General features: G+C 64.1%; 13 protein-coding genes. 4 read left to right on the top strand and 9 right to left on the bottom strand.

Annotated features, from left to right (window positions below; all coding sequences use genetic code 11):
* Positions 1 to 70 precede the first annotated feature (70 nt).
* The 3 genes from phnD to rimO form a co-directional block, all read right to left on the bottom strand.
* Positions 71 to 1,051 (bottom strand): phosphate/phosphite/phosphonate ABC transporter substrate-binding protein, encoded by a 981-nt coding sequence (phnD, locus tag AC1DMY_RS04945; protein ID WP_477163876.1) that lies wholly within the window; start codon positions 1,049 to 1,051, stop codon positions 71 to 73.
* A 143-nt stretch (positions 1,052 to 1,194) separates the two neighbouring features.
* The gene (locus tag AC1DMY_RS04940; protein WP_477164192.1) at positions 1,195 to 1,998 is read right to left on the bottom strand and encodes a DUF3025 domain-containing protein; all 804 of its coding nucleotides are present in this window, start codon (positions 1,996 to 1,998) and stop codon (positions 1,195 to 1,197) included.
* 13 nt (positions 1,999 to 2,011) lie between these two features.
* Entirely contained in the window at positions 2,012 to 3,331 is a 1,320-nt protein-coding gene (gene rimO, locus AC1DMY_RS04935; protein WP_477163875.1) for a 30S ribosomal protein S12 methylthiotransferase RimO, read from the bottom strand.
* A gap of 116 nt (positions 3,332 to 3,447) precedes the next feature.
* Between rimO and AC1DMY_RS04930 the strand changes: the two genes are divergently transcribed.
* A complete protein-coding gene (locus AC1DMY_RS04930) occupies positions 3,448 to 4,119 on the top strand; it encodes a dienelactone hydrolase family protein (RefSeq protein ID WP_477163874.1) in 672 nt (223 codons plus the stop codon).
* Positions 4,116 to 4,532, top strand: a complete 417-nt coding sequence (locus AC1DMY_RS04925; RefSeq protein WP_477163873.1) for an HIT domain-containing protein — start codon at positions 4,116 to 4,118, stop codon at positions 4,530 to 4,532. The genes AC1DMY_RS04930 and AC1DMY_RS04925 overlap by 4 nt, the downstream gene beginning before the upstream one ends.
* 67 nt (positions 4,533 to 4,599) lie before the next feature.
* Here AC1DMY_RS04925 and AC1DMY_RS04920 read toward each other — a convergent pair whose 3' ends face one another.
* The 3 genes from AC1DMY_RS04920 to apbC all read right to left on the bottom strand — a co-directional run bounded on the left by AC1DMY_RS04920 (position 4,600) and on the right by apbC (position 7,326).
* Positions 4,600 to 5,061, bottom strand: coding sequence for a hypothetical protein (locus AC1DMY_RS04920; protein ID WP_477163872.1), 462 nt, complete (start codon positions 5,059 to 5,061; stop codon positions 4,600 to 4,602).
* A gap of 130 nt (positions 5,062 to 5,191) precedes the next feature.
* Positions 5,192 to 5,758: a dCTP deaminase gene (gene dcd / locus AC1DMY_RS04915; RefSeq protein WP_477163871.1), complete on the bottom strand. Its 567-nt coding sequence runs from the start codon at positions 5,756 to 5,758 to the stop codon at positions 5,192 to 5,194.
* Positions 5,759 to 6,237: 479 nt separating this feature from the next.
* On the bottom strand, positions 6,238 to 7,326 hold the full coding sequence (gene apbC / locus AC1DMY_RS04910; protein ID WP_477163870.1) for an iron-sulfur cluster carrier protein ApbC: 1,089 nt from the start codon (positions 7,324 to 7,326) through the stop codon (positions 6,238 to 6,240).
* A gap of 149 nt (positions 7,327 to 7,475) precedes the next feature.
* On the opposite strand from apbC, the gene AC1DMY_RS04905 reads away from it, so the two are divergent.
* The gene (locus AC1DMY_RS04905) at positions 7,476 to 7,922 is read left to right on the top strand and encodes a DUF2147 domain-containing protein (protein ID WP_477163869.1); all 447 of its coding nucleotides are present in this window, start codon (positions 7,476 to 7,478) and stop codon (positions 7,920 to 7,922) included.
* Between the two features lie 105 nt (positions 7,923 to 8,027).
* Here AC1DMY_RS04905 and AC1DMY_RS04900 read toward each other — a convergent pair whose 3' ends face one another.
* From AC1DMY_RS04900 to AC1DMY_RS04890, 3 genes are read right to left on the bottom strand one after another with little or no spacing between them, the layout of a single operon-like run.
* On the bottom strand, positions 8,028 to 8,834 hold the full coding sequence (locus tag AC1DMY_RS04900; protein ID WP_477163868.1) for a DeoR/GlpR family DNA-binding transcription regulator: 807 nt from the start codon (positions 8,832 to 8,834) through the stop codon (positions 8,028 to 8,030).
* The gene (locus AC1DMY_RS04895) at positions 8,827 to 9,471 is read right to left on the bottom strand and encodes an HAD family hydrolase (protein WP_477163867.1); all 645 of its coding nucleotides are present in this window, start codon (positions 9,469 to 9,471) and stop codon (positions 8,827 to 8,829) included. Before AC1DMY_RS04895 ends, AC1DMY_RS04900 begins: the two co-directional genes overlap by 8 nt.
* Entirely contained in the window at positions 9,468 to 10,640 is a 1,173-nt protein-coding gene (locus AC1DMY_RS04890) for an MFS transporter (protein ID WP_477163866.1), read from the bottom strand. Before AC1DMY_RS04890 ends, AC1DMY_RS04895 begins: the two co-directional genes overlap by 4 nt.
* Positions 10,641 to 10,890: 250 nt before the next feature.
* On the opposite strand from AC1DMY_RS04890, the gene metG reads away from it, so the two are divergent.
* Complete coding sequence (gene metG, locus AC1DMY_RS04885) at positions 10,891 to 12,990, top strand: methionine--tRNA ligase (RefSeq protein WP_477163865.1); 2,100 nt, start codon at positions 10,891 to 10,893, stop codon at positions 12,988 to 12,990.
* Positions 12,991 to 12,998: the final 8 nt, after the last annotated feature.

Genomic DNA, 12,998 nt, shown 5'->3' with positions numbered 1-12,998 from the left:
GGTATCTCCGGGAAGCTGCCAGCCTGGCTGGCAAAGGCGTCACCCTAGCATCGGGCAGTTGAATGACCGCTCAGTCGTGCAGAAGTTGCTTCATCGCGTGCTGATAGTCCGCATCGATCTGCTTGAGCCGAAGCGTTTTGGCCTGGTCGTTCACCCAACGGGCGTGCATGGCCTGCTCGCGCATCAGCCGAAATTCCAGGTCGACAAAGGGCCGCAGCACGTTGTTGTCGGCTTTGGCGAAACCAGCCAGGTCGGGAATGCGGGCGAGATTGGCCCGCTCGCGATCGCCGGCGGCACCGGGCGCCTGACCATAGCCGCGCATGAAAGCGATCAACTGGCCGCGCAAGGGCTCACTCATGCCATCGCGTACCACCAGCACGCCGGAAGGAATCAAGGGAGAACGCCAGATCACCCGCAGTTGCGTGCCTTCCACCGGAAAATTGCGGCGGAACAGGTCCAGATCGGGGTTGTTGCAGGTCGCCACGTCCACCTCGCCGTTGGCCACGGCAAGGATATTGTTTTGATGGTTGCCGACGCGCACACGGGCGAAAAACGTATCGGAGTTGAGTCCCTTGGGCGCAAACACCTCTGCCTCCGGCGCCACATAGCCCGTGACCGACAAGGTTTCACCGCGCGCATAGCGCCAGCGTCCGGGTTTGGCGAGCAGCTCCTTGAGCGAGTGAATCGGACTATCCGCGCGCACGATCAGCATGGCGTTATTGCCCTTTGCGCCATCTTTGCGCAGGAATTGCGCCACCACGCTCATGTGCTGGTACTCCACCGCCTCGATGGCGAGACGGCCTGACAGGAATGCAATGTCCACGCGCTGGTCGCCAATGGCTCCCGAAAGACCCGCATAGCTGCTGACGGAAACGGTCGTGACGGGGTGACCGAGCTTGCGCTCAAGGTCTTCCAGCAACGGGCGCCATTGCTCGCGCGATTCCGCCGCACTGCCGATGGGCAAGATGCCGAAGTGGATGGGCTGATCAGCTGCCCCCTGCACCACGTCGTCGGCGCGGATGCGCACGGCAGGCACCAGCAGGCAGGCCACACAAAGTGTGCGGAGCCACCATCCAGGTCCCCGTCCAACGCGTACCCGACCAGCCGTTTCCATGCGCGCTCCCCAGCCCCGCTGGCTTCGTTGTAGCGCGATTGGCAGGCCGCCGCAATTTGTTGCAGGGACGTAACGGTGGTTCAGAGCTCGACCGGCGAGGGATAGGCGCGCCCTTCGCGACGCGGCTGGTAGCACTCGGCGTGCAGGTGAAACGACTCCTTCTCGCTGTCTGCCCGCCATCCCGGCAGGCCCGACAGGGGCAAGGGTCGCAGGTCCAGGGGATCGCGCAGCAAGTGCCCCGCACGGATGCCATCGATCGCGGCCGCCACAACCTCGCCCTCGCCGCCATGCCCCACAAAGGCGAGCGCCTTGCCCACCAGCAGCTTGCCCGGGCTGAGCGCGTGTTCGAGCAAGGCATGGCCAAACACCTGCAGAGAGGCCCGGCCATCGGTCCACGCGCTGCGCTCACGCCAAAACAGGCCGTGCCAATCGTGGCTGTCCCATAGATCGAGCAAGTGGCGATCCTTCAGGATCACGATCACGCCCGCTTCGTCGAAGTGCGTCATCGCATATTGGGCGCGCGATCGAGCGCGCGTGCCCATGACTGCTATCTCCGCCATCTGCTGCGCATTGAGCGCACGCTTCAATGAGGCATAACGCAACCAGGCGTAGGCATTGAACAGATCGTGCCAGTTCGCTTCGCGCGTGGCGATCTCGCCACGCGCGGCAATGCGCTGCTCGTAGTGCAAGCCATCATCGAGCAAGGCCGCCGTCTGCGCGACGAAACGCTCGCGCTGCCCGGCGGGCCTGGCCTCGTTGAGTTCATCGATGGAGGGCCAGCGCGGACCCTGCATCCAGCTCGCATATTCACGCCAGCCGACGAGCGGCCAGCGCGTGAATACCGCGGGATCGACGCTTTCGCGGGACGGCGCGACGTAACGCATCACGCCACCGCGTTTAGCCGGCCAGACGGGCGTGCAGGTCGTGCTCATCGGCGGCTTCGATCACCACGTCGACGAACTGACCTGCCTTCAGCAACTGGCCGTTGGCGATGTGCACTACGCCGTCGATTTCAGGCGCGTCAGCAGCCGAACGTGCCACGGCGCCGTTCGCGCCAGCCTCGTCCACCAGCACCTTCATGCTGCGGCCGATCTTGCGCTGCAGCTTGGCGGCGGAGATTTCCGCCTGCACCGCCATGAACTGCTCCAGGCGGTCTTCCTTCAATTCTTCCGACACCGCGCCCGGCAGTTCATTCGCCTTGGCGCCGTCCACCGGCGAATAGGCAAACGCGCCGACGCGATCAAGCTCCGCTTCACGCAGGAAGTCGAGCAGCTCTTCGAATTCCGCATCGGTCTCGCCTGGGAAACCCACGATGAAAGTGCTGCGGATGGTCAGATCAGGCACCACCTTGCGCCAGTTGCGGATGCGCTCCAGCGTCTTGTCGATATTGCCCGGGCGCTTCATCAGCTTGAGGATGCGCGGGCTGGCATGCTGGAACGGGATGTCGAGGTACGGCAGGATCTTGCCTTCCGCCATCAACGGCATCACTTCGTCCACGTGCGGATACGGGTAGACGTAGTGCAGGCGCGTCCACACGCCGAGTTCCGACAGGCCTTCGCACAGCTCGGTCATGCGCGTGCGGTAGCTCTTGTCGCGCCACTGGCGCTCGGCGTACTTCACGTCCACGCCGTAAGCACTGGTGTCCTGCGAGATCACCAGCAACTCCTTCACGCCGCCCTTGACCAGGCGCTCGGCTTCCAGCAGCACTTCATCGACCGGGCGCGAAACCAGGTCGCCGCGCATCGACGGAATGATGCAGAAGCTGCAGCGGTGGTTGCAGCCCTCGGAAATCTTCAGATACGCATAGTGCTTCGGGGTGAGCTTGATGCCCGTGTCCGGAATGATGTCCAGCAGCGGGTTGCGCTGTGGCGGCAAGGCGGCATGCACGGCCTGCATCACGCTCGCATAGTCCTGCGGGCCCGTGATCGCGAGCACATCCGGATAGGCCTCGCGAATCAGCTCCGAGCGCTTGCCCAGGCAACCGGTGACGATCACCTTGCCGTTCTCATGCAGCGCTTCGCCAATGGCGTCCAGCGACTCCTGCACGGCGGCATCGATGAAGCCGCAGGTATTCACCACCACCGCATCGGCAGCGCCGTAGCTGGGCACGATCTCGTAGCCCTCGACCTTGAGCTGGGTGAGGATGCGTTCGGAATCGACCAGCGCCTTGGGGCAACCAAGACTGACGAAACCGACTTTGGGCGAGACCTGCGACATGGCGTGGGGACCGTAACTATGCGGAAAACGGGAGATTGTATCGCACACCCGGCCCCCACACCGGCTTGACTTGCTGAATGGCTAGAATTGCCTTTTGCCGCCTCAGGAGCAGACCCATGGGCCAGCACATCAATCTCAACACCACGCGGATGCAGTGCATCGGCGCCTATCTTGCCCAGCCCGAGGGCAAGCCCAAGGGCGGCATCGTGGTGATCCAGGAGATTTTCGGCGTCACCGAGCATATCCGCCATGTCGCCGATGGCTTTGCTCGGGCGGGCTATACCGCCATCGCCCCGGCGTTCTTCGATCATCTCGAGACCGGCGTCGATCTGAAGTACGACAACCAAGGCATGCAGCGCGGTCGCGAGCTGGTCACCGAACTGGGGCTGGATCGCGCGGTGGAAGATGTCGCCAGCGCCGCCGAGGCGATCAGCTCGGCCGGACGCATCGGCACCGTGGGTTACTGCTGGGGCGGAACCGTCGCCCTGCTCTCTGCCCTGCGCCTGGGCCTGCCCTCGGTCAGTTACTACGGTGCGCGCAACGTCGCCTTCCTGGGCGAAAAGCCCAAGGCGCCAGTGATGTTTCACTTCGGCGAAAAGGACACCTCCATTCCGCCCGAAGCGGTGCAGAAGCACCGCGACATGCTGCCGCAAATGGACGTCTTCACCTACCCCGCAGGCCACGCATTCAACCGCGACGTTGGGCCGCAATACGACGAAGCCAGCGCCAGGCTCGCCTACCAGCGCACGCTGGCCTTCTTCGACCAACACCTGGCGCAAGGCAAATGAGCGAGACGATGTTTGTGCTCGATTCGCGTCTGCGCAACGACACGCGCCACGTCGCCTCGCTCGAGTTGTGCGACGTGTTGCTGATGAACGACGCGCGCTTTCCCTGGCTGGTGCTGGTTCCCCGCGTGCCCGGCATGGTGGAGATCTGCGATCTGCCCATCGAGCAGCAGACCATGCTGTGGCGCGAAGTGAGTCACGCTTCGCAGGCGCTACGCTCGCAGGAGGCGTTCGACAAACTCAATCTCGGCGCCCTGGGCAATATCGTGCGTCAGTTGCACGTGCACGTCGTCGGCCGGCGCGAAGGCGATGCCGCGTGGCCGGGCCCTGTTTGGGGCAGCGGCGCGGCAGTGCCTTATGGCGACCAAGCCATGGCCTCGCTGCTGGCGAGGTTGCGCGACGCACTGAAGGACTAAATGTCCGCTTCGATCGGCACAAAAAAAGCCCGCGAAATCCGCGGGCTTTTTCAATGCAACAGCGAACTTACATGTGCTGCTGCGGCGGCGGGGCTTCGGTCTTCACCGGTGCCTTGTAATCGTCCAGATCACGCGCCTTGGTGTCGACCACGCTGATCTTCTTCAGCGTGCCGCCATCGTCGTAGTACACGGTGAAGCCGTAGTCGATCTGCAGACGGGCCATGTACTGCAGGTGCTGCTTGCGCACCTTGGAGTCGTCGCTGGGCTCCAGCAGCACCGTCTTGGGCAACTTGCCCTGGTCCTTGAGATAGGCAAAGTGGCTGCCCGTATCGAGCGCCGACAGCACGGCGCCGTCGACCACGAACTGGCCGCTCTTATAGGCCTGGATCACCGCGTCGAACTGGCTCTTCATGTCCGAGGTGCGCACTTCATCCTTGGCGCTGCCGCGGTGACAGCCGGCCAGCACCAGCATGCTGCCCAGCAGGATGGCTGCGCCGGCGCGGGCCAGCAGCGTGGAAAAACGGGTCATGCGGGATCTCCTGCAATGCATCGATGTGAACAAAAAGAGTGTAGCGCCGCCCCGGCCTGATGCATCGAGCCCGGACGGCAACCATTCAGGTGAACGTGACGGCGATCGCAAAGGACTGCGAACGACGGCTTCAGGTACGCGGCAACGTGACGCCTTGCTGCCCCTGGTACTTGCCGCCGCGATCCTTGTAACTGGTCTCGCATTCCTCGTCGGACTCGAGGAACAACATCTGGGCCACGCCCTCGTTGGCGTAGATCTTGGCAGGCAGCGGCGTGGTATTGGAGAACTCCAGCGTCACATGGCCCTCCCACTCCGGTTCCAACGGGGTCACGTTGACGATGATGCCGCAGCGAGCATAGGTGCTCTTGCCCAGGCAGATGGTGAGCACTTTGCGCGGAATGCGGAAATACTCGACCGTGCGGGCCAGCGCGAACGAATTGGGCGGGATGATGCACACATCCGCCTCTACGTCGACGAAGCTGGTCGGGTCGAACGCCTTCGGGTCGACGATGGTGGAGTTGATGTTGGTGAAGATCTTGAACTCGCGCGCGCAACGCACGTCGTAGCCGTAGCTCGACGTGCCATACGACACCAGCCTGGTGTTGTCGCGCATCTTCACTTGGCCGTGCTCGAACGGCTCGATCATGCCGTGCTGCTCGGCCATGCGGCGGATCCACTTGTCGGATTTGATGCTCACTCGTGCTCCCGAGGGGCTGATCTGTCGCGCCGGATGGCGTAAAGGTTGGGAAAATAGCGGAAAGTGATGGGTGCCCGCCAGTCGGAGCTGGATGAGACGGGGTTTGGTGGGGGTTTGGCTACCCAGTGGGAGCCGAAGATGTACCTGTGGGAGCGCACCCTGTGCGCGACAACCCTACGAAGCGGTACACCTCAGCGTGGCTGTCGCGCACAGGGTGCGCTCCCACAGAAGTGCCCTGCCGTGCCGCTCCCCGCCTCGGCTCTTGATGTGGATCTTGCCTCCGGGGGGCCCTTCTCTTTGGTTACTTTCTCTTGGGCAAGCAAGAGAAAGTAACCCGGCCTGCGGCAGGAGGACGGAAGCCCGCGGCAGGCGAGGCAGATCGAAGGAACGCGACAACCGAGCGCAGAGTCACTGGATCCCAGCCTACGCTGGGATGACGAACAAAAGTCGGCCTGCGCCGGGATGACGAGCAAAACCGCCTACGGCGCCCCCTGCACCATAATCTTCCCCAACCCCAACGACTTATTCCGCGGCATCCGCGACAACCGCCCCGCCACGTTCCGCGCCATCTCCCGATAGCGCGCCGCCAGATCGGAATCAGGCATCGCCGCAACGGTAGGCGTGCCGCCGTCCGCCTGCTCGCGAATCCGGATGTCCAGCGGCAGCGAGCCCAGATAGGCAACCTGATACTGCTCCGCCATGCGCGCACCGCCGCCTTCGCCGAAGATATGTTCCTCATGGCCGCAGTTCGAGCACACGTGGGTGGCCATGTTCTCCACCACGCCAAGCACGGGCACCTCGACCTTCTCGAACATCTTCAGCGCCTTGCGTGCATCCAGTAGCGCGATATCCTGCGGCGTGGTGACGATCACCGCGCCCGACACCGGCACCTTCTGCGACAGCGTGAGCTGGATGTCGCCGGTGCCTGGCGGCAGGTCGACGATCAGGTAATCGAGCTGTTCCCAGCGGCTGTCGTTGAGCATCTGCATCATGGCCTGGGTGACCATCGGGCCGCGCCAGATCATCGGCGTCTCCTCTTCAATGAGGAATCCGATCGACATGATCTGCAGGCCGTGCGATTGCAGCGGAATGATGGTCTTGCCGTCCGGCGACTGCGGCTTGCCGCTGATGCCGAGCATGCGCGGCTGGCTGGGGCCGTAGATGTCGGCATCGAGCACACCCACTTTGGCGCCTTCGGCGGCCAGCGCGAGCGCCAGATTGGCCGATACCGTGGACTTGCCCACGCCGCCCTTGCCCGAGGCCACCACGATCACGTTCTTCACACCCGGCTGGGGCGCCAGCGTCCCCTGCACCTTGTGGGAGTGAACGCGCGTACTGATCGACACCGATGCGGTGGCGATCGCCGGATCGGCCTCCAACGCGCGCTTGGCGGTGGCGGCCAGCGCATCGACCACGCTTGCGGCCGGGTAGCCCAGCTGGATGTCCACCGATACGCGGTCGCCATCCACGCCCACGGCGCGGATCGCCTCGGCCAGGGGGGCGCCGGTATGGGTATCAATAAGTTCGCCGAGAATCTGGCGGACCAGGGCTTCACTCGCCTGAGTCATAGGGAAATCGATGCGATGTCATGGGGGTCACCCATTATGCCAGTGTGCGCAGCCCCCTACGGCCTGCGGCGCTTTCGCAATGCAGCTTGACGGCTTTGCGCCCGGTCGGTCAGGCTCGGAACATACGCTTTCGTACGGGAGGATCATCCATGAAGTCACTGCTACGCATCGCTGTGGTCACTGCACTGTTGCTGGGTACGAGCGCCGTATTCGCCGCCGAGGTCACCCCGGTAGGCACCTGGAAGACCATCGACGATGAGACCGGCAAGCCCAAGTCCATCGTGAAGATCACCGACGAAGGCGGCGAACTGAAGGCCACCGTGGTGGAAGTGCTGCAGTCCGACGAGGGCCCACACCCGATCTGCAAGAACTGCGACGGGGAGCGCAAGGACAAGCCGGTCGAAGGCATGAACATCATGTGGGGCGTGCACAAGGACGGCGATATCTGGGACGGCGGCAAGATCCTCGATCCCAAGACCGGCAAGATCTACAAAGTGAAGCTGCAGCCCAGCGAAGACGGCAGCAAGCTGACCGTGCGCGGGTATATCGGGTTCTCCCTGCTGGGTCGCAGCCAGGAGTGGCAGCGCCAGCCGTAAGGGGAGAGGCTCTTGTGGGAGCGCACCCTGTGCGCGACTGCCGCACGATGGAATGCTGCCGCAGTCGCGCACAGGGTGCGCTCCCACAAACAGCAAGCGGCGCGTTCAGTCCGCCGTAGCTTCTGCGCGATGCACCGCCACGCCGTGCGCGGAAAACGACGCACGCGTCGCGCGATCCGCCGAATGCTCCACCACCAGGTGCTGCACGCGGGCCAGTTCGGCCACCTGATGTGCGGCCACCGCGCCTAGCTTGTCGTCGGTCGCCACGACCACGGTTTCATCGCTCGCCTCGATCATCGCGCGCTTGAACAGCGCTTCCTCGCTGTCGAAGCCCCACAAACCGTGCGCCGCATCGATGGCGCAGGCGCCGGGAAAACACAGGTCCGCGCGCACCCGACGTACTTGGTCCACCGCTTGCGCGCCCGTGGCTCCGCCAATGGCGGTGTCGATGCGTCCGCCGATCAGCAACACGTCGAAGCCCTCGCGATCGAGCAGCACCTGGGCGATATGCGGTGCATTGGTGATCACGGTCAGCCGCGCATCGCGAGGCAAGGCGGCGGCAATCGCCGCGTTGGTGCTGCCCGCGTCGATCAACAGCGTCTGCCCGGCCTGCACCAGACTCGCCGCCTTGCGCGCCAGCGCCTGCTTGCGTGCGGAGTGTTCGTTGCGCCGCTGCTTCAGAGGGGTCAGCGTCACCGTGGGCAACAACGCGCCACCGTAGACGCGCTTGCACAGACCCAGCGCCGCCAGCTCGCGCAAGTCACGGCGTATGGAGTCTTCCGATACTTCGAAGGCGAGTGCCAATTCCGCCGCCACCACGCGCCCTTCGGCACGAAGGCGTTCGAGGATGCGTTGCTGGCGTTCCTCCGGCAGGGCGTTGCTGTCGACGCTGGCGATGGGCGACTTAGCCATGGGATGCCTCGCGCGCGGAAGATTCAAGCAGCTCCAGTTCCACCAGGCGTTGGCGCAGGCCAGCGGCATCGCGGAACCACCAGCCCTGCATACCAAGCGCCTCGGCGGCGGCCACATTGCGGGGGGAATCGTCGATATAGAGCGCTGTCGACGGTTCGACTCCGTAGCGTTCCAGCAAGCGCTGGTAGATGCGCGAATCTGGCTTGATCAGGCCTTCTTCGCCCGACACCACGATGCCTTCGAACCATTGCAGGAACGCGAAGCGCTGCCGTGCGATGGGAAAAGTCTCCTGCGACCAGTTGGTCAGCGCCAGCAAGCGCACGCCGCGCTCATGCAACTCGGCCAGCAGCGCAACGCTGTCTTCCATCGCACCGACCAGGGTTTCTTCCCAGCGCAGGTGATAGGCGTCGATCAGCTCGGCGTGTTCGGGAAATCGGCCGCGCAGAAGGGCCGTCGCTTCCGACCACGGGCGTCCCGCATCCTGCTGTTCGTTCCACTCGCTGTTGCAGACCTCGCGCAGAAACCAGTCCACCTGCGCCTCGTCGTCGATCAGCTGCCGGTAGAGCCGGCGCGGATCCCAGGCAATCAGCACGTTGCCTAGGTCGAAGATCACGGTGTCGATAGCCGGGCTGGTCATTTCACGATCCTCGCCGAGAACGACACCAGCACCAGCAGGCCGGCCACGCCGGCAAACGCCATCGGCAGACTGCTGACGTGCGCCACCAGGCCGATCAGCGCGGGGCCGCTGAGCAGACCCACGTAACCGAGCGTCGTCACCGTGGCGATCGCGATCGCGGGCGACGTATTGGGAAGCCGCCCTGCGGCGCTGAACATGACGGGCACGATATTGGAGGCGCCCAGGCCGATCAGCACAAAGCCCAGCAGCGACATCACCACGCCCGACACGCATGCCACCAGCAGGAACCCTGCCGCCGCCAGCGCGGCGCCGATGCGCATGGCCGACTCCGGGCCATAGCGCCCGACAAAGCGGTCGCCGGAAAAACGCCCTGCCACCATCGCTGCCGAGAAGAATGCATAGCCGAAGCCTGCCGATGCCGCCGATACACCGCGAACGTCGCGCAGGAACACCGCGCTCCAGTCCAGCATGGCGCCCTCGGCAAGAAAGCTTACGAAGCACAGCAGGCCGAGCAGCCACGCCAGCGCGTGCGGCATGCGCATGGGTTCCTTGCGTGGTGTGTCTGCCGTGGGGGCGTCATCGAGCAGATCGCTGCGCAGCCACAGCACGACCACGGCGAGCAGGATCGCCAGCACGCTGGCGGTCGCCGTGAGCGGCACGCCAACGGCCAACAAGGCGCTGGTCAACGCCGCACCGGTAAGGCCGCCCACACTGAACAAGCCGTGGAAGCCCGACATCAGCCGCCCACCGTCGAGGCGTTCCACATCGACAGCATGCGCATTCATGGCGACGTCCACCGCACCCAGCACCACGCCGAAATAAAGCAGCACCGCAATCAGCGCCGTGAGGCTGGTGACCATGGCCAGCGCCGGCAGCGCCAGGCACATCAGCAGTCCCGAGGCGACGATCAGAGTCCGATTGCCTAGCCGATGGGCCAGCCACCCCACGAACGGCATGGACAGCATGGACCCGCCGCCGAACGCGAGCAGCGCCAGACCGAGCTGGGCGTCGTCCAGCCCCAACCGTGCCTTCGCATAGGGCACCATCGGCGCCCAGGCGGACATGCCGATGCCGGACACCAGGAAGATCAGCCGCGTCGCCCGCCGGGCGCCTGCGAGTGAGGCCGTGTCGGGCTTGCCGGCAATCGCAGCGTCTGTGGTGGAGTTCACGGCATTCCTGTTGGTGGAAAGATTCGGACTAAATGTACATAAACGTGCACAATCGTGCAATCAAGGATTGGCCGCGGCGTTCCGCGCGCCGAATCAGGCTGCCATGTTCGCGCAATCGAGCGAGCTAAGACACGCGTGATGCCATCGGCAGCGAGGGGCGAGCTTCGCAGACGTCCAAACGACGGCATGGGCCGGTGACACGCCCACCCCATGTCATAATGGACAACCCCCTCAAGACCGTTGCCGCCCCATGAGCCGACGCCTCCTCGTCACCAACGCGCTGCCCTATGCCAATGGCCCGCTCCACCTGGGTCACCTGCTGGGTTACATCCAGGCCGACGTCTGGGTGCGTGCGCAGCGGATGCAAGGCAACGAGACCATCTATGTATGCGCGGACGATGCCCACGGCACGCCGATCATGCTGGCAGCGGAAAAGGCCGGGCTGTCGCCTGAAACCTATATCGAAGGTATCCGCGTCGGCCACGAAGCGGACTTCGCGGCCTTTGGCGTGGCGTTCGATCACTACCACTCGACGCATTCGGAAGAGAACCGCGAGCTCGCCTCGCTGATCTATACGCGCCTGCGCGACGGCGGCTACATCGGCCGCCGCGATATCCAGCAGCTGTTCGATCCGGAAAAGGACATGTTCCTGCCCGATCGCTACATCAAGGGCGTCTGCCCCAACTGCAAGACGCCCGACCAGTACGGCGACAACTGCGAGAACTGCGGCGCCACTTATGCGCCCACCGATCTGATCAACCCCTACTCGGTGATGTCCGGCGCCACGCCGGTGCTGCGCGACTCGGAGCACTACTTCTTCGAGCTGGGCAAGTTCGAACCGCTACTGCGCGACTGGTTCGCCGGCAAGTTCACCCATGGACAGCCCGTCGCCAACAGCGGCGTCACGGCGAAATTGCGCGAATGGCTGGACAGCGGCCTGAAGGACTGGGACATCTCCCGCGATGCGCCCTACTTCGGTTTTCCGATACCCGATGCGCCGGGCAAGTACTTCTATGTGTGGCTGGATGCGCCAGTGGGCTATCTGGCCAGCTTCAAGGCCTTGTGCGATCGCACCGACCTGAACTTCGAAGATTTCCTTAGCGTAGACAGCCGCGCCGAACTGCATCACTTCATCGGCAAGGACATCATCAACTTCCACGGCCTGTTCTGGCCAGCGATGCTGCACGGTGCGGATTTCCGCACGCCGACGGCGCTGCACGTCAACGGTTACCTCACCGTCAACGGCGCGAAGATGTCCAAGTCGCGTGGCACCTTCATCAAGGCGCGCACGTACCTGGATTCGGGCCTGCATCCGGAATTCCTGCGCTATTACTTCACCACCATGTTGAACGACGCGCCGGTGGACGTGGACCTCGACCTGAAGACCTTCGAGGAACGCGTCAATTCGCACCTGGTCGGCAAGTGGGTGAATATCGCCAGCCGCACGGCAGGCTTCGTGCACAAGTATTTCGATGGTCGCCTCGCACCGGCCTTCAGCGCGGAAGAACAGGAGCTGTGGCGTGAACTGCTGTCGCTCTACGGCGACGTTCCCGCGCTGTATAACGTCGGCGAGTTCGCTGAAGTGGCGCGCCGCTTCGTCACCATGGCTGACATGGTCAATGGCTATATCGCCGCCAAGGCGCCGTGGGCCATGGCCAAAGACGAGTCGCGCCGCGAAGAACTGCACCAGGTGTGCTCGTTCGCGCTGGCGGCATTCCGCCTGCTGGCTGGTTTGCTCAAGCCGGTGGTGCCGGCCACGGTGGAAGCGGCCGAGCGTTTCCTCGCCGCGCCCATCAACGGCTTCGACGATGCACGCGCCGAGCTGCACAACCACACCATCAACGCGTTCGAGCCACTGCTCGGCCGCATCGACCCCAAGCAGGTCGAGGCCATGGTGGAAGCGTCCAAGGACTCCCTGGCGCCCGCCGAAAGCAAACCTGCTCCCAAGAAAGCCAAAGAACAAGCCAAGACCATGACTGAAGCCAGCACCGCACCGACCGCCGCACCCGAAGCCCCTGCCCTGATCGGCATCGACGATTTCGCCAAGCTCGATCTGCGCATCGGCAAGGTCACCGTCTGCGAATTCGTGGACGGTTCGGACAAGTTGCTGCGTTTTGAACTGGATGCCGGTCCGCTGGGCACGCGTCAGATTTTCTCGGGCATCCGCGCCGGATATGGCGAGCCGGAAAAGCTGCTGGGCCGCAACGTGGTGTTCATCGCGAATCTGGCGCCGCGCAAGATGCGCTTCGGTTTGTCCGAGGGCATGATCCTGTCCGCGGGCGACGGCGGCAGCGACCTGTTCCTGCTCGATGCCGACCAGGGCGCCAAGCCCGGCGCTACCGTACGCTGATTCCCCGC

The organism is Dyella sp. 01L423, assembly GCF_056399945.1.
Note: the sequence above shows the minus strand (reverse complement) of the source record. Positions and strands in the feature narration are given on the sequence as shown.

Coding starts and splice junctions, on each gene's coding strand:
- AC1DMY_RS04940 (WP_477164192.1), bottom strand. CDS start 1,998: ATGCGTTACGTCGCGCCGTCCCGCGAAAGCGTCGATCCCGCGGTATTC.
- rimO (WP_477163875.1), bottom strand. CDS start 3,331: ATGTCGCAGGTCTCGCCCAAAGTCGGTTTCGTCAGTCTTGGTTGCCCC.
- AC1DMY_RS04930 (WP_477163874.1), top strand. CDS start 3,448: ATGGGCCAGCACATCAATCTCAACACCACGCGGATGCAGTGCATCGGC.
- AC1DMY_RS04925 (WP_477163873.1), top strand. CDS start 4,116: ATGAGCGAGACGATGTTTGTGCTCGATTCGCGTCTGCGCAACGACACG.
- AC1DMY_RS04920 (WP_477163872.1), bottom strand. CDS start 5,061: ATGACCCGTTTTTCCACGCTGCTGGCCCGCGCCGGCGCAGCCATCCTG.
- apbC (WP_477163870.1), bottom strand. CDS start 7,326: ATGACTCAGGCGAGTGAAGCCCTGGTCCGCCAGATTCTCGGCGAACTT.
- AC1DMY_RS04905 (WP_477163869.1), top strand. CDS start 7,476: ATGAAGTCACTGCTACGCATCGCTGTGGTCACTGCACTGTTGCTGGGT.
- AC1DMY_RS04900 (WP_477163868.1), bottom strand. CDS start 8,834: ATGGCTAAGTCGCCCATCGCCAGCGTCGACAGCAACGCCCTGCCGGAG.
- AC1DMY_RS04895 (WP_477163867.1), bottom strand. CDS start 9,471: ATGACCAGCCCGGCTATCGACACCGTGATCTTCGACCTAGGCAACGTG.
- metG (WP_477163865.1), top strand. CDS start 10,891: ATGAGCCGACGCCTCCTCGTCACCAACGCGCTGCCCTATGCCAATGGC.